Source organism: Kaarinaea lacus (assembly GCF_975902315.1).
This window is the reverse complement of the sequence record NZ_CDLKIE010000210.1, coordinates 1-18974: the sequence shown is the minus strand read 5'-3', so window position 1 is coordinate 18974 and position 18974 is coordinate 1. Positions and strand designations below refer to the sequence as shown.

Below are 18974 nucleotides of genomic sequence, written 5' to 3'. Positions count from 1 at the left end.
TAAAAGTCCAAAACTTAACAAGAAGATTGGCTGTGTATCGAGTAGTACGTCAACGCCATACCCTAACAAAAAACCAGCAACGACCATTGACGTTAACAATGACCCCACGCTGATTAACAGCAGGCCCGGACCTTTGGCTTTTTTCATCGCAGCCGCATCCAAAAATTAGGGGCGAAGTATACCTTTCACGCAATCATTCAGCAAGGGACAAGCCCCTAAAAACCAATTCATTTTTTAAAGACTTAATCCAGTTTATACCCTGCAGGCTTTAAACGATTTTTTAGCTGGATTGCTCTAAATTCACGCAAAATGAAACAAGCTTTAGCATTGCAAATACGCTCCGTATTAAAGCGCAATGACTAATTAAAGTAATCAGCGAAGAATGGAATGTAAGTGGCTGATCTGAAATTCAGCCACGGGAGAAGGTTATTTGATATGAGCGAGAATGCCGTCCAGTTCATCCAGACTGTTGTAGTGAACGACCAGCTTACCCTTACCGCTGTTGGCATGTTGCACAGCCACCTTGGCACCAAGTTTATCGGCCAACTCGTCCTGCAAACGCTGGATATTGGGGTCCACCGTCTGAGCGGATGCCTTGGACTTTTTGGCGGGTGTTTCGCGAAGCCGACCCACCAATTGCTCGGTTTCACGCACCGACAAACCCCGCGCAACCACGTCTCGCGCAGTTTTACTCTGTAATTCGCCTTCCAGTGTTAACAAGGCGCGAGCATGCCCCATTTCCAGATCGCCGTTTTCCAGTAACAGGCGTACATCTTTATTTAGAGACAATAAACGCAATATATTACTGACTGCCGCCCGAGATCGACCAACCGCATCAGCAGCCTGCTGGTGCGTTAACTCAAACTCTTCAATGAGACGCTGCAAGGCATTGGCTTCTTCAATGGGATTGAGATTTTCACGCTGGATGTTTTCGATGAGCGCCATGGCAATCGCAGCTTCATCAGGGACATCGCGAATAACTGCTGGCACATCATGGAGTTCCGCCAGCTGGGCAGCACGCCAACGACGCTCGCCGGCAATGATTTCATAGCGGCCGCCATCTATCTTTCTGACGACAATGGGCTGTAAAACACCTTGCGCTTTTATGGAGTTTGCCAAATCCTGCAAACTTTCCTGATGCATATCGGTACGGGGTTGATATTTACCGGGTTGGCATAGATCAATGGGTAAATCTCTTAAATCGCCGGCAGCTGGAGGGTGCTCCTGGTTTGCTGCACGCTCCGTGGTGGATTCAGAGGCAATCGTGGCTGGTTGTTCCGCTTCCGCTGTTGTTGGCGTCTTGCCTCCCCCTCCCAATAATGCGTCCAGTCCGCGTCCTAAACCACGCTTTTTTGCGACCATACTTTATTTACCTATCTATTTAATTATAGTTATACAGTTGAGACTTGAGCCGGACTTGGGGATACATCTTGTTCGCGCCTTACGATCTCTCCCGCCAATGCCAGGTATGCCTGTGCACCTCGTGATGTTTTATCATAAATCAGTGCTGGAACACCATGACTGGGTGCTTCCGCCAAACGAATATTTCTGGGGATCACTGTTCGATACAGGCGATCACCAAAGTACTGTTGCAATTGTTGCGTGACGTCGTATGACAAGCGATTACGTGGATCGTACATAGTACGGAGCAGGCCTTCGATCTTGAGATACGGATTCAACGAACTGCGAATTTCTTCGATGGTATTTACCAAAGCGGTTAAACCTTCCAATGCATAGTATTCACACTGCATGGGAATAATCACCGAACGGGCTGCCACCAATGCATTCAAGGTCAACATATTTAACGATGGGGGGCAGTCAATGATGACATAGTCGTAATTTTCCTGGATGAGCTGAATGGCAACATTTAGCTGCCGTTCACGATGACTGATACTGAGCAATTCAACTTCGGCAGCGGTTAAATCGGAGTTCGAGGGTAGCAAATCATATCCTGCCTCCTCTGCCCTCACAATTGTGCTTGCAATCTCGGCCTCACCCATCAATACGTCGTAACTGGAATGGGACAGGACAGATTTGTCGATACCGCTCCCCATAGTGGCGTTGCCCTGAGGGTCCATATCAATCAGTAAAACGCGACGACGCGTAGCGGCTAATGACGCGGCCAGATTCACACTTGTCGTGGTCTTTCCAACCCCACCCTTCTGATTTGCGATAGCTATGATTTTTGCCATAGTTTCACGACCACCCAAAGTTGAGATTAATGCAGGTATCATCGCACATTTTTTTGGTGATTACCTAGTGTAATTAATTCCGATTTCACGATTTAGAGAGCTTAATTTCAACGAGATAACGATCAGCATCCAGCCCCGCGTAACTAATTTTATGCACTGCTTTGATTTCAAATGAATTTGCTAATTCTGCAATTTCATCCTCCGGATAATTACCTTTCATGGCAAGTATGACACCATCTGCGGCACACAAATGTGATGTCCAGCATGCCATCTGGGATAAACTACTTAATGCTCGTGAAATAACCGAATCGAACAATTCGTTCGTGTTGAAATCTTCAGCTCGTGCACAGACAACTTCGACGTTATCGAGCCTCAATTCCGTTTTGGCCTGTTGCATAAAGCGGGTTTTTTTACGATTGCTATCAATTAATACAAACTGGAACTCTGGATAGGCAATCGCCAGAGGTATTCCCGGCAATCCTGCACCAGCACCGACATCCACCACTCTCACACCCTTTAAGTAAGGCGCAATAGACAAACTATCCAGTATGTGGCGGCTCAGCATCTGGTGCAGACCGTGCACCGCGGTAAGGTTGTATACCCGGTTCCATTTTTTTAACAACACTATAAAGGCAATCAGCGTAGATTGCTGTTCATCCGACAACTCGAGATGAAGCGACTGAAGCCCTTGTTTTAACTGTGCTGCTAAATCTTTTGGCACCGGGTTACCGGAAAGTTAATTGCCTGTTGCTGCGGATGTGAACTTATCCAGTGCGCCTGTCATTTTCTTGGCAACTTTTTCGCGATCAGTGATTCCGTGGCGCTTGGCGATGTAATTCGGATCGTTGTAGCTTAGCCATACCTGGCCTTTTTCATCTTCCCAAGCCAGCGCCTTCATCGGTAAGTCAATACCTGAAGTTTGTTTGCTAGTGAAAAAATTGGAACCCAGCTTAGGATTACCGAAAATCAGCAACTCAGTTGGACGCAGTGGAATATCCACTTTATTGGCTTTGTCGCTATGACTCCAACGCAAGGCGATCGTGATTCCTTTTTTCTTTAACACGTCTTCAAGGCGATCAATGGTTTCTTTTACACTGTAGTTACTTTTTTTACTGATTAAACCATTATCACCTGCTACGCTGACTGTAGCAAAACAAAGCAAGAGAACAGTGAATACAGCAGCGAGAATGTTATTAATACGCATGTGGACCTCCCGGAGTTTCGCGTAATGATCTACTTCCTGACTCAGTAACGCAAGCCATGCTAACGTTACAACATTACAATAAAAACAAATAAGATTTTGATTAAAATTTGGCTAACTGGCGCGTTTTTTCAAATGCACCAGGAGTAATGATATGGCCGCCGGTGTTACCCCCGATATTCTGGATGCCTGGCCGACTGTTGCGGGCCGATGTTGCTGCAGTTTTTGCCGAACCTCATTGGACAAACCGCTGACCGAACTATAATCCAGATTCTCTGGCAACTCCAATGTTTCATTGCGGCGATGACGCTCAATTTCTTCCTGCTGCCGGCTAATATAACCCTGGTACTTCGCCTGAATTTCTACCTGTTCGGCCACCACAGGATCCACATCGCTTTTCTCCAGGCCAGGCAACGACATCAAACTATTATAAGAAACCACTGGACGTTTCAGTAATTCAGATAATCTTGCTTCGCGGGATAAAGGACCGCCCAACACCTTTTCAACTACCTTATCTTCGAGCTGGCCGGGACGCAAAAAGGTATCGTGAAGTCGCTGCTGTTCTTGTGCTATCGCTTCCCGTTTATGTTCAAAGGCAAGCCAGCGGTTATCGTCAACAGAACCCAGCTCTCGACCTTTCGGTGTTAAACGAAGATCCGCATTGTCTTCCCGCAATAATAAACGGTATTCCGCACGGCTGGTGAACATGCGATACGGTTCTTGCGTACCGCGAGTAATGAGGTCGTCAATCAGTACACCGATGTAAGCCTCATCCCGTTTTGGCCACCATGGCTCCTGTTGCCTGGTCTGCAATGCCGCATTTAATCCCGCGATTAAACCCTGTGCCGCGGCTTCTTCGTAACCGGTAGTTCCATTAATTTGCCCAGCAAAGAACAATGCATTGATATGCTTGGTCTCCAACGATGGCTTTAATTCTCGCGGGTCAAAAAAATCATACTCGATGGCATAGCCTGGGCGAGTTATATGGGCATTTTCAAATCCTTTCATGGAGCGTACTAACTCAAACTGCACGTCGAAAGGTAGACTGGTAGAAATACCGTTAGGATACACTTCGTGAGTTGTTAAACCTTCAGGCTCCACGAAAATCTGATGTGATGTTTTATCGGCAAAGCGCACCACCTTGTCTTCAATGGATGGGCAATAGCGCGGACCAGTTCCTTCAATGACTCCCGTAAACATCGGCGAACGATCCATACCGCTTCGGATTATCTCATGGGTACGTTCATTGGTGTGGGTAATATGGCAACTGATCTGACGCGGATGTTCACCTGGATTACCTATAAACGAAAAGACTGGCACCGGGTCATCACCCGGCTGTTCTTCCAGTTGACTGTAATCGATGGATCTCGCATCGATACGGGGAGGTGTACCGGTTTTCAGACGGTCGACCCGGAACGGTAATTCGCGTAACCGCGCCGCCAGGGTACTGGAAGGTGGATCTCCGGCGCGGCCACCTTCGTGATTGGACAATCCAATATGAATTCTTCCCGCCAGGAAAGTACCTACAGTCAGCACCACGGCTTGTGCGGCAAAACTCAGCCCCATTTGGGTACGAACACCGACCACCTGCTCTCCTTCAATGATCAGATCATCCACAGCTTGTTGAAAAATTTTCAGGTTAGACTGGTTTTCCAGAACGGAGCGAATAGCTTGCTTATACAATACGCGATCTGCCTGGGCTCGCGTGGCACGCACTGCGGGGCCTTTGCGTGCATTGAGACGGCGAAACTGGATCCCTGCAGAGTCTATAGCGCGCGCCATGACACCGCCCAGGGCATCGATTTCCTTTACCAGGTGGCCTTTGCCAATACCGCCAATGGCCGGATTACAGGACATTTGACCCAGGGTTTCAATGTTGTGGGTAAGCAGCAAAGTGTTGGCGCCCAGCCGTGCCGCAGCCAGGGCAGCTTCGGTACCGGCATGCCCACCGCCAACCACGATTACATCAAAATTTTCCTTATACTGCATAAGCCTATGATATCTTTATTAAATTGAGCGCATATTGTACGCTGCAGATTGGCGATCGCCAAACTATTATTTCGCTGTAAGTCCAGCGTTTACGACCAGAAAAATATTTTTGTTAATTCGGTCATGTAACAACAAAGTTTTGACCAAAAACACAAGATAAAGGTCACAATTTCGTAATGCCCACCAGATATAGTACTAAAATAGAATAATGGCTTTTAGCGCAGAGTGAGGAAGACCGGCAATGAAGCAGCGTAAAAATACACAAGAAGCATCCGCTGAATATTGTTCCCCAACGGATTTTTACGGTGCATCAATCATTACTGAATCAGGCGCAGAAATACCCATTACGGAAAAAATGCTGCAGTTGTGTTTCAAAGCCCTGATTGATGCCTGGGAACAATCCCGACTGGACAGGCAAACCTGAGGCCTGACCTAGAAACGGTTTTCTATAACAACATTTCTGTTACACCACACCCACATCGCGGCGGCCTACTGGTCCACTCCTCCAGTATCTCTATCTACCTCAATGTCAAAGAGAGGCCTGGCACCACGATTGAAGTTTTAGAAAAGGCCAATCAAATAAATAATAGAAAACAAAAACGCGGCTGGATGAAGGATACCACTATCCTTCAGGCAACCGCGCATTCTATGCAACTTTGATTTTGCTACTCTTCTATACGTGATTATCCAGGTTATTCTCGAAATCTTCGCCTGGGTGTTCGACATCAATGCCTAAATAAATATTTTTATTTTCTTCATTTTCAAAATAAATTTTCAACGCGTTCTCACCCTCCCCTTCGACAACAAAGGGATGAGTTTCCGGATTTTGCACGTCAGTTAGAGAAATAGGATCTGTGGTTGAAATAATCATGGCTTCCTCCTGTCAGGACTGCCCTGATCTCACCTTCAGGCGTATAAAAAGAGGTTTTATCACTTCTACTTCCTGGAGTTACTTCCCTCAACTTCCCCAACGGTCTGCATTTACTAACTACTTTTGATGGGACCTCTTTCTATACGCCCTCCGGTAATTCACATCCCATGTGAGTTTTACCTTCGCAGATAAAATCTGCTCTGGGCTGGCATCGCATAATGATTACTAATATGAGTAGTTTATCCTTTTAGAGCATCTACCCCATTAATATAGCAAGGCACCTAAAAAACACCCGGTAACGTAGGTGCAATCACGATACTTTGTTGATTTAAATCAAACAGAACGTCAGAAAAAACAGTTGGGAAAGTAAGAAAAACTTAACGGGATACTGGAAAAATCAAAGCTTGTTCACGATTGCCTGCGAAAAATCTCTCACACGGGACAGGGACAAATTTCCCACGGCGACGTAGCTTACGGAATCTTTTACCCATGAACACAAGCCATCTACACCCGTTGGAATCCGGCAAGTCATCGGCAAATTCGAATCGCCGTCGATATTACCAGCAATAAACAGCGTGATTTTTTCGTTGTTTGCATTCTCAAAAATATTGGCCGTCGCATAACTTACCATGGTCGGCATAACGATTGCTCTTTTATGATTGAATTCCACCAGTTGTACATCGGCAAGTCGTATAGGCCTTCCGATTCTCGCAGATAACCACTGCATAGACTCAGTGATACTTGTCGATGGATTTCCGGCAAAATTTTGATCCTGTTGCGTATACAGAATATGAGCATCGATGGCCAGCTGCTCAATCTTTTCGCTGGATATTACACTGGACGGCAACTCAATTAACGAAGCCGATGACCCGCCAATTACCAATCCGATAACTAATAGAATGACACCACCAATGGTCATTCGATTCTCGGGTGATACTCTCTCAATGGCGTCGACAGCAATTTGTTTGTACTTTGCAAATCCTTCGGGCGGTTCGGTATGCGGTACTACGCTATGGGAAATTTCAATATTACCAGTCTCAAAAGCACTGCCACCTGAATCGGCTGCTTTCTGCTCGGCTATTTTTTCTTTGTAACTTCTTAATGTATCACCTATCTTACGAGTGAAGTTCTCTGATTTTGGCTCTACGTCTACGCCAACTTCAAAGTCGAATGGCGCCAGGGTTTCGCCTGGTTCCGTATCAGTGCCTTGCTCGAATTGCGAGGATGGTGGCGCAATCACTTCCTCTTCAAAACCAATATCAAATGGAGCGTTATCCTCACTGACATCCCTCACTTTCGAATGCTCAGCAAATTTATCTGGTGTGGCAGCAGCGGTAAATGATGGCGCTTGATTAAAATCCGGAAACGGTTCTTCTTCTTTCTTTAAGATACTGTTTTTAAGCGCGAAAAATTTATTATTAATAACATTTAGCACATCGTCCGCTTTTTGTTTGATGTGTGTAACCGGACTTTCAAAGGGGTCCTGGTGATGATGCTGGCTAAACTCATCAGAAACCTCTTCAAATTGCTTCACCACTTCGCTGACTTCGAAGTCTGGATCCGCCTTGTTTTCCGCAAAAAATTCAGCGACCACATCCTGCGGCACACTACTATTACTATTTGGAAAATCACCATTGGGCATCTCATCCAGTTGTTCCGCAATTTCATCAATGGAATATTCAGGCGAGTGCGGAGTACTAAGGATTGATTCAGAAGCAAGTTCTGCTGGCTTGCTTTCGATTTCTTCCGGATCGGTGACGGGGATTTGCTCAGATCCAGGTTCAGACTCAGTCTCCGTACCCTGTACCGATTCTGCGAGTCGCTCGCTCCAGATATCCTCGCTTACCGATTCAGGCGCAATGCTTTCACTAGCAAGTGACTCATCAAGATCAATACCACCAAGAACATGGCGTGTCTGGTCTTCTTGTTCTACCGCCGGTTGTAACTCATCTGGCTCTTCTTCCTCGGCCTGTATCGCTATGTTATCTGACGCTTCTGCCTGGTCCAAAGCGGCGGGCATAGCGATGTTCTCTGGCTCCTCTACCTGTTCTGAATCGGCAGGTAATTGGATCGCTGAGGCATCCTGCTCAGTTTGCTGGGCTTCAAGTGATAAATCTTCACTCGTTTTCAGGGTTTCTAACACTTTTTCTTTGGCAGCTTGTTGCTCTGTTAAGTGCTCTGTTTCCTGCTCTACTATTTCGGTATTCTCGATCGGCGCTGTAAATTCCGATTGTGGTTGAATTTCTTCAGTTTGCGCTATTGGTTCTAACGTCAGTTCAGGAACGTCAATACCGGCGATACTACTATCTATGTCCCCAGTCTCTACCGCGGCGCCAGAACTCGGTTCCTCCTGTAGTTGTACTCCAGACACATCGCCAGAGTTGATATCCTCGGTTTCCAATGGCTCCAAAGACAGGGATCCAATGGAATCAAGCATCGCATCGTCATCTGCAATAGAAGACGCCTGGGCCTGGGATTGAGAAGCTGCAAGCTCCTGTTGTGCTTGCTCATTTTCATTATCAAAAATATCTGGAATGATATTGTTACTATCATTGCGAATAGCATCGATATCAAAATCCGCCATACCTTCCTGACCACTGAGTGCTTCAAGATCTGCAAACTCATTATCATCAAGAAATTCTTCATCCTGTAGTTCCAGTGCCGAACCCATAGTATCCATGGGCGACGTAATTTCCTCTTCATATCCTGTAATGGCATTCAGTCCTTCATCATATTCATAGCCATACTGCTGGAAATCTTGTGGGCTTTCTTCTTGCTCACTGATAACGCCATATAACGCCAACTCAAACAGATCTTGCGGTAGTTCCTCTTCAACAATTGGATCGAAGACTTCTCTCAAGCGTTCATTAATAATCTGGCACTGTTGAATTTCTTCAACTTTCTCCGGTATCTCGTCGAGCTGCTCTTCTACTTGAAGATATTGTTCATCATCAAGCTGCTCATCAATGAATGCATGAAAACTTTCCGTCGACAACTTATCGGATACTACTATCATTATTGCGCTGCTCTGATTTCGGCAAATTCGTCTGTTAGTAAGCGTTTGATGAGAAATTTTCTGGCGCTGTTTAATCGAAGAATGAGGGTGCCAACAGGTATATTCAGGATTTGGCTGGCTTCGTCATAAGTAAACCGTTCAAGACTTACCAGGAGGAATACTTCTTTTTGTTCTGCGGGTAAATGAGAGAGCGCAGTTACGATGTCAATTTCTTCCGGATCGATTTCATCCAGCAAACTAATATCAGCTGCGTCAATATCCAACACGCCAGCATCGGGGTGATTTTCCGTTTCTTTACGTTCTTCCAGCGTAATATTGTGCATAATGGAAAATAACCATATAGCGATGTCTGTATCATCCTGTAAAAAATTTACCAGACTATGTGCACACTCAATGGAGCGAGCCACTAATTGATCTCCACTCACCACATCACCTGTGTACGCCCTGGCAAAGCGCCTTAGATACGGAATGGTATCGACAAAAAATTGTTGGTAATTATCCATGGAAATATCAGTCACAACGAACACGCCCGATCAATAAAACGCCGCTACTGATTCCCAGTAACAGCCCTTTGTTAATACTACACTAACCCCAGATGCATTATTTTATTAATTCAATAGTTAAGAAAAATCCTAACATTACGTAGACCTAAAGGATAGCATGTCAACCGCCCTTATTGTCTATAATTTGGCCATCCATGGCCTGAAATAATCAACAAACTGAGCTACTTATCACTAAACCGCATAGCTTCTGCGAAGCGTTATTTGTAATTGATATTTATGTAGTGTACGGCGGGTATTTCCGGGAACCAACCTGCAGATCACAAAAGTTCGTGCCTTAATTTCCTAACGCTTTTATTAAGGGCAAAATTGCAGTTTTTACTAAGCAGCTTGCGCAGCTTCAGGCAGTGTAAAACCGATGCAGTGTGACTTCGGGCAGGCAGTTAAAACGAACATTCACAATCGAAGTCCCGGAACCCACAGACGTATAACCATGCATATCACCATATCGCCACGCTCCCTTACCCATGTAACGTGGACATTTCGAATCCAGCGTCACCGGTATTCCTCCGGGTAAACAAATCTGGCCACCATGTGTATGGCCGGATAACATCAGGTCGAATCCAGCATGTGCAACCTGGCGATAGATTTCCGGGGTATGCGACAACATAACTGAAACCGCTTCCGACGGAATATCCTGTGTGGCTTTTTCAATGTTCTCCACACGAAAATAGTGCGCATCATCGACACCTGAAATATGGAACGTTTCACTTTCGCGAGTCACCGCAACCGACTCATTGAGCAACATCTGAATCCCGAAAGACTCCAGTTCAGGAACCATCGTAATACTATCGTGATTTCCCAGGACGCCAAACATTTGAGTATCAATGGCTTCAGCCACTCTTCTCATACCCGACATGGCGGCGTTTATTTTACCGAAAGTCTGGGCGCGATAGTCCCCCGTTAACACGCAGACATCGTAAGTTAAGGAGTCTATCGTTTCGATCAGCGCATCCGTCGCAGCATCATACATATCCACGTGTAGGTCGCTGAGGTGCAACATGGTATAGCCGTCAAACTGCTTCGGCAAACCTGGAAATTTCAGAACATTCTCTTTTACCTGGATGTTACAGGCGTTACGCTGACCCCGTGAATACATACCACTCAGGCGTATGAGCTGTTTGATAAGTGAATGGGTGCTGTACCAGTTTTCAGGGTGGAAGAAATTTATCCCTTTACCAAATACTTTATGGTTATCAGACTCTATTCCGAGGCGTTGCCGGGCATGAGTGTGCCCCAGGCGCTGTTCCAGTAAAGCTTGAATATCTTTTGTCATACCCAAAGAAGAATTTTCTGTCGCGGAGCGCGCATTATGTGTCACGAGCGAATTTGCTGCAAGCTGCTGCCTGCCGTGCCGGAAATTTTCCAGTTTTGTCGTTCAGCGAATACTTGATTGTGGTCAACAATAGCCCAAACGGACTATGCTAAAAAAACAACTTGGTGTAAGCTGATTGTTGAGCGTGGGCGGAAATAACTCTCACTAGCACCAGATCCTTTTATTATCAACAAGTTGCAAACCATCCCCGCGCGGTACACAGGAGCAGTTTTATTCCATGTCCAGTACAAGCATAGAATTCGACAAGTCGCTCATACAGCGATATGACAAAGCCGGCCCGCGATATACCTCGTATCCCACAGCGGTCCAGTTTCATGAAAAATTTACAGCACAGGATTACATTCAGGCGGCAGAAGCCACGAACCTGCTTCACCGCCAGAACGAACCTCGTCCATTGTCGTTATATTTTCACATTCCGTTTTGCAGCAAAGTCTGTTTCTTTTGTGGCTGCAATAAAGTTGTTACCAAATTCCGGGATCGGGCTGCTCCCTATCTCGAGCGACTGCACCAGGAAATCGCGCTACATGCGAAACTGTACGATGATGATCGTGCCGTAGACCAGTTACACTGGGGTGGTGGCACACCTACCTTTATTAGCCATGAAGAAATGCAGGCCCTGATGGCGGAAACTCGCCGCCATTTCAAACTGCACGATGATGACAGCGGTGAGTATTCGATTGAGATCGACCCTCGGGAAATTGACGGTGAAACACTTAAAGTCTTACGCCAGTTGGGATTTAACCGCATCAGCCTGGGTGTTCAGGATTTTGATCCAAAAGTACAAAAGGCCGTCAACCGCATTCAGCCTGAAGCGCAAACCATGGCTGCTATTAACGGTGCTCGAGAGCTAGGCTACAAGTCTATCAGTGTCGACCTGATATATGGTTTGCCGTTTCAAAGTGTATCCAGTTTCAACACCACACTGGATCGAATAATTGAACTCAGCCCGGACCGATTATCGGTGTTTAACTATGCGCACCTACCGGAAATGTTTAAACCACAACGGCGTATAAACGAAGAGGACCTGCCCTCACCACAGGAGAAACTGGAAATATTGCACCAGGCCATCGATAAGCTGACGGCAGCGGATTATGTATATATCGGCATGGACCACTTCGCCAAACCGGATGATGAACTCGCCGTCGCGCAACGCGAGGGCAAGCTATACCGGAATTTTCAGGGTTATTCCACACATGCCGAGTGCGACCTGATTGCTTTGGGTATTACCGCCATCGGCAAAGTCGGAAATGTATTCAGCCAGAACGTTAAAACTCTGGAACAATATTACGAGGCAATCGATGCAGGTCAGTTGCCTATTTATCGCGGCCTGGCATTGTCGGATGATGACCTGCTACGGCAAAAAGTGATCTCGGAATTAATATGTCATTTTGAATTGCAATTTAGCGCCATCGAAAAAGAATTCGGCGTTAAGTTCCAGGAATACTTCGCCACTGAGCTTGAAGAACTTAAGACTATGCAGAACGATAGTTTGTTGAGCGTTGACAGCAATCAGATAATCGTCAATCCGAATGGCCGTTTATTGATTCGCAATATCTGCATGGTGTTCGATAAGTATCTGCGAAAACAAACCAGGCAGGCTTACTCCAAGGTCATTTAGGAAATCTCAGCGCAAACCTTTTAGGCTTTCGCTGATAATATGTTTTTGCCATTGCTGAAAACGCGGTTATTACCGCGTTTTTTTGTGCCCGCCATATTTAGTCATAATTGTTTTGCACATTGACAGATTTGCTACCCTGGTTAACCACAGTTCTGTCCTTTAATTAGTATCAAGCAAATATTAATGAATGCATTGATTTTAACCTGATACCTACAATGAGGAGAACAACCATGAACCGCAGGAAAATACGTTTTATCGAAAACCTGATTATAGTCACGTTTCCCGTTGTCTTGTTCGCTGGCTGTGCGGGTAGCGACATTAAACCAGGCGTGGAAGAAAAATCCCTGGCCACTTATTCTGGCTACGAACACCCTTTACCAGAGAATGACCTGATGGATATTTCCACCGCTTACGATACACCCAATGAAACTCAACTTTCCGTTGCAGAACTTTACCCGGTTCGTGATACAAGCATAGACCAGGAACAAACTACTGAAAATCAGGAACAGACCACCCAGACAAACAATTTAACACCTGAGTTACCGACCAATAACCTGCTCAAGTTTGGCACTGACATACATGAATTGGCGAATGATCAACGCATTGAACTTGAACAACATGCAGAGTTTTTAATTGCCCATCCCGACATGGTATTAGTAATCAACGGTCATGCTGATATCAGAGGTACAGAGCAGTACAACCAAAAACTTAGCGAGAAGCGGGCCCAGGCAGTGTACGACCTGCTAATTGATCTCGGCGTATCACAAGGCCAGTTAAAAATATTCGGCTTTGGAGAACACCAGCCTATGCATGACGAAAATGACTGGGATGAGAACCGTCGCGTGGAGCTGGAGTTCAAGAATCCAGTCATACTGTCCTCTATGCAATAGGCTGACAAACATACCCAAATACACTCTTCCACCAACATGAAGAACGAATAAAAAGGGGCCAGATGGCCCCTTTTTATTCGTAGCCCGTGGTAACAGGATCAAGCTCACAATCTGGCCCAACCATACTGTTTTTCCGTTCCCTACAGGTGTACCCACAGCTGGATAGTAATGGATCAGGGAAATGCCAAGCGGATCACCTTTTAAACAACCTGATCATGGTAGGAATTATGCATCTTCACACGTGTTTGAGGACGGATGGTTTTTGACACAGTGAGCATTAACTATACTGGGTAATAATATGAAAGCACAACAACAAGTTAGAGTAGTAGACTTAGAAAGTGATATCGATAACATCAAATCTTCTATTGATAATGTCGTAGAAAATGCCAGCCAGGTGATCCTCGGCAAACGCCACGAGATAAGATTGGCGCTCGCCTGCCTGTTTGCACGCGGTCACCTTTTGATCGAAGACCTGCCTGGTGTCGGAAAAACCACACTGGCTCATGTCATGGCGACTATACTGGGCCTGCAATACAATCGGATTCAATTCACCAGTGACTTGTTACCTGCTGATATTCTTGGTGTATCCGTTTTCAACCGGGAGACCAATGGCTTTACTTTCCATCCTGGCCCCATCTTCTCCCAGGTGATCCTGGCTGACGAAGTTAACCGGGCGACACCCAAAGCGCAAAGCGCGCTACTCGAAGCCATGGAAGAACAACAGGTTAGTATCGAAGGCGCAACACGCCCACTACCACAACCATTTTTTGTCATCGCTACGCAAAATCCCTTCTACCAGGTCGGCACTTTTCCATTACCGGAATCACAACTGGATCGTTTCCTGATGAAAATCAACCTGGGTTACCCCAATCACGAAGCAGAACGCGCTTTATTTACCGGTCGAGACCGGCGCGACCTGCTTACTGACATGCAAGCCAGTATAACGACAGAAGAATTGCTTTCTATTCAGTCAACGGTACAGGAGGTTCATGCCTCCCATGACTTGCTGGATTACCTACAGTCTATAATTGATTTCACACGCCGCTCTACAGACTATGCCTTCGGCTTATCACCGCGTGGCGGCCTTGCCCTGTTGCATAGCGCAAAAGCATGGGCGCTAATGGAAGGCAGGGATCATGTCTTACCAGAAGATATCCAGGCGGTGCTACCCCATGTGGCAACACACCGTTTACGACTATCCAAAGATGCCAGCGAAACTCGCAGTGATTCCATTGCCGAGCAGCTACTTGCGATACCGATTCCGTAGCAGTTAACGCGATCAGGCCTAATTCATGCTCTCAAAACTATCGCTACCCTTAGAACAGCTAAACCTGGATCGCTTTTTTGTCGGCGAAGGCCCCTTTAATGCACCGGTAGATTTATCACAACGACGAATTTTCATTTTGCCTACCCGGCAAGGCTTTTTGTTCGCCATTGTTCTAGGCATCATGTTAATAGGATCGATTAACTACAACAATAGCCTGGGATATTTACTGACATTTTTGCTAGCCAGCGTTTCAGTAGTTTCAATTCTGTATACCTATCGCAATCTTCTGCAATTGAAAATTTCTATTGGTAATATCACGCCGGTATTTTGCGGGGAAAATATCAGTATCCCGATCGTTGTGGATAATAGCGGACTTTCTGAACGCTTTGCGATACAGGTCGAACTGGACAACGACCAGCTAAAATCATGCGATGTTGAACAGGACGGCTGGGCATCGGTAAGTCTTTCCTATAAAACTCATTCCCGGGGTAATCACCAGGTGCCACGCATCACCATTAGCTCTGTATTTCCGCTGGGATTATTTCGCGCCTGGTCTCATGTACGTTTAACGAATACTTATCTTGTCTACCCCAAACCTGGCGGTGATTCACAACTGCCCTTTCAGTGGAACGAAGAACAACAACAACAGCGCGGTTATCACAAAGGATCAGATGATTTTGCCGGGTTATATACTTATACCCCCGGCGATCCATTAGGCCATATACACTGGAAAGCCTATGCCAGGGAGCAAGGTCTGCATACCAAAAAATTTGGCGGCAACAATGAACAGGAACTGTGGCTGGATTGGCGCGTTCTCGATAAAACCAGTACAGAAACAAATCTTAGCCAGGTCGCTATGTGGGTACTGGAAGCCGATAAAACTGAAATGAACTATGGACTATGGTTGCCAGGAAACCGTATTGCCCCCAGCCTTGGCCCCATGCACAAACAGAAATGCCTGAAAGCACTGGCCCTGTTTAGTGAGGGCACAACGTGAGCGACATAATACAACGCTTCAAGCATGCAGATCCGGCAGTACTCTGGTTATTATTAGGTATCTCATTCATTCTCGCCCCCCATGTTATTTACCAATCTTACCTGTTATTAATGTTCATTGGATGTTTGTTGTTTTGGCGATTGAGTATAGAGTTAAAATATATCAGACAGCCGCCATCCTGGTTAGCCACACTCCTCGCTATAGCCACATTTGTAGGCATTACCTATGGATATCAAACCATTTTCGGTCGGGATGCTGGCGTTGCATTGCTGATCACCATGCTTTGCTTAAAGCTGATGGAAATGGGCACACCGCGCGATTTTCTTGTCGCTGTATTTCTAGGTTATTTTGTAGTTATCACCGGCTTTTTATTTAACCAGTCTGTCACTATTGGACTGTTAATGACTACGGCGGTATTTCTGCTAACAACGTCGTTAATCGCCTACCATCGAACTGAACGAAGTTTTAATTCACAATACAAAAGCGCCAGGCTCGGAATCAACTTACTGTTCCAGGCTATTCCTTTAACTCTGCTTTTATTCTTACTGTTTCCCCGGGTGTCAGGCCCTTTGTGGGGATTACCCGAACAGGGAGCTTCTGCTTCAACAGGCTTATCCAGCTCAATGGCACCAGGACAGATCACTGAACTCGCATTTGATGAATCGGTTGCTTTTCGAGTGGAATTTGAAGGCAAAATACCTGAACCTTCAAAACTCTACTGGAGAGGACCTGTATTTACATATTACGACGGTTTCATGTGGCAGGAACTGGCAAACAACTCGCGCAAGTTCTTTGGCGAGCAATGGGTCACGGAGTTACCGCCAGTCCCTCAAGTTAAAACCAAAGATGCTGTTAAATACTCGGTCATTTTGGAACCCCACAACGCGCATTGGCTTCTGGCATTAGATTTACCAACACTGTATCCCCCAAACGCTTACCTTACACAAAATTATGAACTGATATCCGATGAACCTGTTAAGAAACTGATGCGCTACAGCGTTACGTCACACCTGGACTATAAACTGGGCATTGAGGGAACACCGGAAAACAGGGTTTATCGACAAATTCCACAGTTTGTGGGACCAAAAGCGCGTCGGCTGGTACTGGATCTACAGGACCAGATAAAAGAAGACTTACCGTATGACCAACAAATGGTTGATCTGGTTTTAAATCATTTTCGTAGCAAGCCCTTTTTTTACACGCGCAATCCACCTCCCATGCTGGATCGGCCCATAGATCAGTTTTTATTTGAAGAACGCAGAGGATTTTGCGAGCACTACGCATCCGCTTTCGTTGTTTTGATGCGGGCAGCCGGCATTCCTGCGCGTATTGTAACGGGTTATATGGGTGGCGAGTTGAATACCATTGGAAATTATTTTATCGTGCGGCAATCTGATGCTCATGCCTGGAGTGAGGTCTGGCTGGAAGGCAAGGGTTGGGTTCGATTTGATCCCACCGCGGTAATTCCGCCCAGTCGCGTCGAACAGGCACAGTATCGCGACCGGTTTAGACGTTCAGCAACCAGTGAGTCGTTATCAGGTCACTGGTTTGCCGATTCCATACAAAAAATGAAATTCTTATGGGACAACGTTAATCACAGCTGGAATGACTGGATTGTTGGTTACAATCCTAAAAAACAACAATCTTTCTTCAACTCCCTGGGTTTAAGCAATTTTTCCTGGAGTAGCCTGGCATTTATACTATTTGGCAGCCTGGCGTTATTTATCATGATCATAGCACTCTATCTATCTGGCCATACTATACGCAAACCAAATCAGGCCCACTTGCTATTTAGACGCTTTTGTAAAAAACTGGCCCGGAAAGGCTTTCGTTATTCACCCTCAGAAACCGCTCGCACATTTGCGCAACGAGTTGCTGCAAAAAGAACCGACATAGCGACACAGGTAGATGAAATTACCGAACTGTACAACCAGATTCGTTATGCCAAGGCGCCATCTCAACAGTCGTTACAGGTTTTAGAGCAGAGAGTTAAACAATTTAAACCCTAGTCTTCGCCAGGCAAAAACAGCTCCAGCAGGTCGTTTAGAAATAATTTTCCCTTGTCCGTCGGTCGAATTAATTTCATATCCCATTCGATAAGACCTAGACTCTCTGCTTTGTGCAATGCTGATTCAACAGCGGTTATTGGTATTCCTGTCCTTTCCTGAAACAATGATACTGAAAATCCAGCAGATAAACGTAGCGCATTCATCATAAACTCAATAGCCAGATCTTTTCGATTCAGCACTTGTTCGCTTATGGTTACTCCTGAGCTCAGCGCTTTATCAATGTATTCACGAGGATGCTTTTCTTTAACAAGGCGTACAATTTTTTGTTGATTCACATCAGTTAACTTACTGTGCGCTCCGGCGCCAATTCCCAGATAGTCACCAAATTCCCAGTAATTACAATTATGCTTACACTGTTTGTTCAATCTTGCGTATGCGGATACTTCATATTGAATGTAGCCGTTATCTGCCATCATTTGCTGGGCTTCATTTTGCATTTGAAAGATCAGGTCAATTTCCGGCAAACGAGGTGGCTGCGCATAGTAAAAGGTATTAGGTTCTATGGTTAACTGGTAATACGAAAGATGTTCTGGCGCCAGCGCCATAGCCTGGTTAACATCTTGAAGCGCCTGCTCGATTGTCTGAGTTGGCAAGCCAAACATCAAATCCAGGTTTATATTGTCAAACCCCGCTTTTCGGGCAAACTCATAGGCATTCGATGCCTCATGTGAACTATGTATACGCCCCAGAATTTGTAGATGTTTGTCTGAGAAGCTTTGGACGCCTATTGATAAGCGGTTAATGCCCGTTTCACGAAATCCTTTAAATTTCTCATAGTCGATAGTCCCTGGATTGGCCTCCATGGTTATTTCAGCATTGGCACTGAGCATCACTCGCGCGCGCAACTCCGAAAACATTCGGTCATAAAATTCTGGCGATAGAACACTTGGCGTACCACCCCCAATAAATACACTCTGAACTCTTCGCCCCCAGATAAGCTGTAAATCCTGCTCGAGGAGGGGGAACAG

General features: G+C 45.8%; 16 protein-coding genes. 6 read left to right on the top strand and 10 right to left on the bottom strand.

Annotated features, from left to right (window positions below; all coding sequences use genetic code 11):
* Positions 1-426: 426 nt before the first annotated feature.
* The 5 genes from ACWVCM_RS06265 to mnmG all read right to left on the bottom strand — a co-directional run bounded on the left by ACWVCM_RS06265 (position 427) and on the right by mnmG (position 5382).
* A complete protein-coding gene (locus ACWVCM_RS06265) occupies positions 427-1362 on the bottom strand; it encodes a ParB/RepB/Spo0J family partition protein (RefSeq protein WP_455200868.1) in 936 nt (311 codons plus the stop codon).
* A 29-nt stretch (positions 1363-1391) separates the two neighbouring features.
* The gene (locus ACWVCM_RS06260) at positions 1392-2192 is read right to left on the bottom strand and encodes a ParA family protein (RefSeq protein ID WP_455200867.1); all 801 of its coding nucleotides are present in this window, start codon (positions 2190-2192) and stop codon (positions 1392-1394) included.
* An 85-nt stretch (positions 2193-2277) separates the two neighbouring features.
* Complete coding sequence (gene rsmG, locus ACWVCM_RS06255) at positions 2278-2913, bottom strand: 16S rRNA (guanine(527)-N(7))-methyltransferase RsmG (protein WP_455200866.1); 636 nt, start codon at positions 2911-2913, stop codon at positions 2278-2280.
* A gap of 15 nt (positions 2914-2928) precedes the next feature.
* Positions 2929-3396: a DUF302 domain-containing protein gene (locus ACWVCM_RS06250; RefSeq protein WP_455200865.1), complete on the bottom strand. Its 468-nt coding sequence runs from the start codon at positions 3394-3396 to the stop codon at positions 2929-2931.
* 111 nt (positions 3397-3507) lie between these two features.
* Entirely contained in the window at positions 3508-5382 is a 1875-nt protein-coding gene (gene mnmG, locus ACWVCM_RS06245; RefSeq protein ID WP_455200864.1) for a tRNA uridine-5-carboxymethylaminomethyl(34) synthesis enzyme MnmG, read from the bottom strand.
* Between the two features lie 241 nt (positions 5383-5623).
* Here mnmG and ACWVCM_RS06240 point away from each other — a divergent pair, with 241 nt between their 5' ends.
* Positions 5624-5806, top strand: a complete 183-nt coding sequence (locus ACWVCM_RS06240; protein WP_455200863.1) for a PA1571 family protein — start codon at positions 5624-5626, stop codon at positions 5804-5806.
* 249 nt (positions 5807-6055) lie between these two features.
* On the opposite strand, the gene ACWVCM_RS06235 is transcribed toward ACWVCM_RS06240, so the two are convergent.
* The 4 genes from ACWVCM_RS06235 to ACWVCM_RS06220 form a co-directional block, all read right to left on the bottom strand.
* Positions 6056-6253, bottom strand: a complete 198-nt coding sequence (locus tag ACWVCM_RS06235; RefSeq protein ID WP_455200862.1) for a hypothetical protein — start codon at positions 6251-6253, stop codon at positions 6056-6058.
* A gap of 397 nt (positions 6254-6650) precedes the next feature.
* Complete coding sequence (locus ACWVCM_RS06230) at positions 6651-9269, bottom strand: hypothetical protein (RefSeq protein ID WP_455200861.1); 2619 nt, start codon at positions 9267-9269, stop codon at positions 6651-6653.
* Positions 9269-9787: an RNA polymerase sigma factor gene (locus ACWVCM_RS06225; RefSeq protein ID WP_455200860.1), complete on the bottom strand. Its 519-nt coding sequence runs from the start codon at positions 9785-9787 to the stop codon at positions 9269-9271. The genes ACWVCM_RS06230 and ACWVCM_RS06225 overlap by 1 nt, the downstream gene beginning before the upstream one ends.
* A gap of 382 nt (positions 9788-10169) precedes the next feature.
* Positions 10170-11150, bottom strand: a complete 981-nt coding sequence (locus ACWVCM_RS06220) for a metallophosphoesterase (protein WP_455200859.1) — start codon at positions 11148-11150, stop codon at positions 10170-10172.
* A 232-nt stretch (positions 11151-11382) separates the two neighbouring features.
* Here ACWVCM_RS06220 and hemN point away from each other — a divergent pair, with 232 nt between their 5' ends.
* The 5 genes from hemN to ACWVCM_RS06195 all read left to right on the top strand — a co-directional run bounded on the left by hemN (position 11383) and on the right by ACWVCM_RS06195 (position 17946).
* The gene (gene hemN / locus ACWVCM_RS06215) at positions 11383-12783 is read left to right on the top strand and encodes an oxygen-independent coproporphyrinogen III oxidase (protein ID WP_455200858.1); all 1401 of its coding nucleotides are present in this window, start codon (positions 11383-11385) and stop codon (positions 12781-12783) included.
* A 230-nt stretch (positions 12784-13013) separates the two neighbouring features.
* The gene (locus ACWVCM_RS06210) at positions 13014-13673 is read left to right on the top strand and encodes an OmpA family protein (protein ID WP_455200857.1); all 660 of its coding nucleotides are present in this window, start codon (positions 13014-13016) and stop codon (positions 13671-13673) included.
* 298 nt (positions 13674-13971) lie between these two features.
* Positions 13972-14940, top strand: a complete 969-nt coding sequence (locus ACWVCM_RS06205) for an AAA family ATPase (RefSeq protein WP_455200856.1) — start codon at positions 13972-13974, stop codon at positions 14938-14940.
* A gap of 25 nt (positions 14941-14965) precedes the next feature.
* Positions 14966-15937: a hypothetical protein gene (locus tag ACWVCM_RS06200; protein WP_455200855.1), complete on the top strand. Its 972-nt coding sequence runs from the start codon at positions 14966-14968 to the stop codon at positions 15935-15937.
* Complete coding sequence (locus ACWVCM_RS06195; protein ID WP_455200854.1) at positions 15934-17946, top strand: transglutaminase TgpA family protein; 2013 nt, start codon at positions 15934-15936, stop codon at positions 17944-17946. Before ACWVCM_RS06200 ends, ACWVCM_RS06195 begins: the two co-directional genes overlap by 4 nt.
* Here ACWVCM_RS06195 and hemW read toward each other — a convergent pair.
* On the bottom strand, positions 17943-18974 hold a 1032-nt coding region (gene hemW, locus ACWVCM_RS06190), incomplete at its 5' end, for a radical SAM family heme chaperone HemW (protein ID WP_455200853.1). The two genes, ACWVCM_RS06195 and hemW, sit on opposite strands and share 4 nt — an antisense overlap.

Excerpts from the sequence above, each read along its gene's own strand:
- ACWVCM_RS06200 (WP_455200855.1), top strand. The coding sequence starts at position 14,966 with ATGCTCTCAAAACTATCGCTACCCTTAGAACAGCTAAACCTGGATCGC.
- ACWVCM_RS06230 (WP_455200861.1), bottom strand. The coding sequence starts at position 9,269 with ATGATAGTAGTATCCGATAAGTTGTCGACGGAAAGTTTTCATGCATTC.
- ACWVCM_RS06240 (WP_455200863.1), top strand. The coding sequence starts at position 5,624 with ATGAAGCAGCGTAAAAATACACAAGAAGCATCCGCTGAATATTGTTCC.
- ACWVCM_RS06250 (WP_455200865.1), bottom strand. The coding sequence starts at position 3,396 with ATGCGTATTAATAACATTCTCGCTGCTGTATTCACTGTTCTCTTGCTT.
- ACWVCM_RS06205 (WP_455200856.1), top strand. The coding sequence starts at position 13,972 with ATGAAAGCACAACAACAAGTTAGAGTAGTAGACTTAGAAAGTGATATC.
- ACWVCM_RS06210 (WP_455200857.1), top strand. The coding sequence starts at position 13,014 with ATGAACCGCAGGAAAATACGTTTTATCGAAAACCTGATTATAGTCACG.
- ACWVCM_RS06235 (WP_455200862.1), bottom strand. The coding sequence starts at position 6,253 with ATGATTATTTCAACCACAGATCCTATTTCTCTAACTGACGTGCAAAAT.
- ACWVCM_RS06265 (WP_455200868.1), bottom strand. The coding sequence starts at position 1,362 with ATGGTCGCAAAAAAGCGTGGTTTAGGACGCGGACTGGACGCATTATTG.
- mnmG (WP_455200864.1), bottom strand. The coding sequence starts at position 5,382 with ATGCAGTATAAGGAAAATTTTGATGTAATCGTGGTTGGCGGTGGGCAT.
- ACWVCM_RS06260 (WP_455200867.1), bottom strand. The coding sequence starts at position 2,192 with ATGGCAAAAATCATAGCTATCGCAAATCAGAAGGGTGGGGTTGGAAAG.
- hemN (WP_455200858.1), top strand. The coding sequence starts at position 11,383 with ATGTCCAGTACAAGCATAGAATTCGACAAGTCGCTCATACAGCGATAT.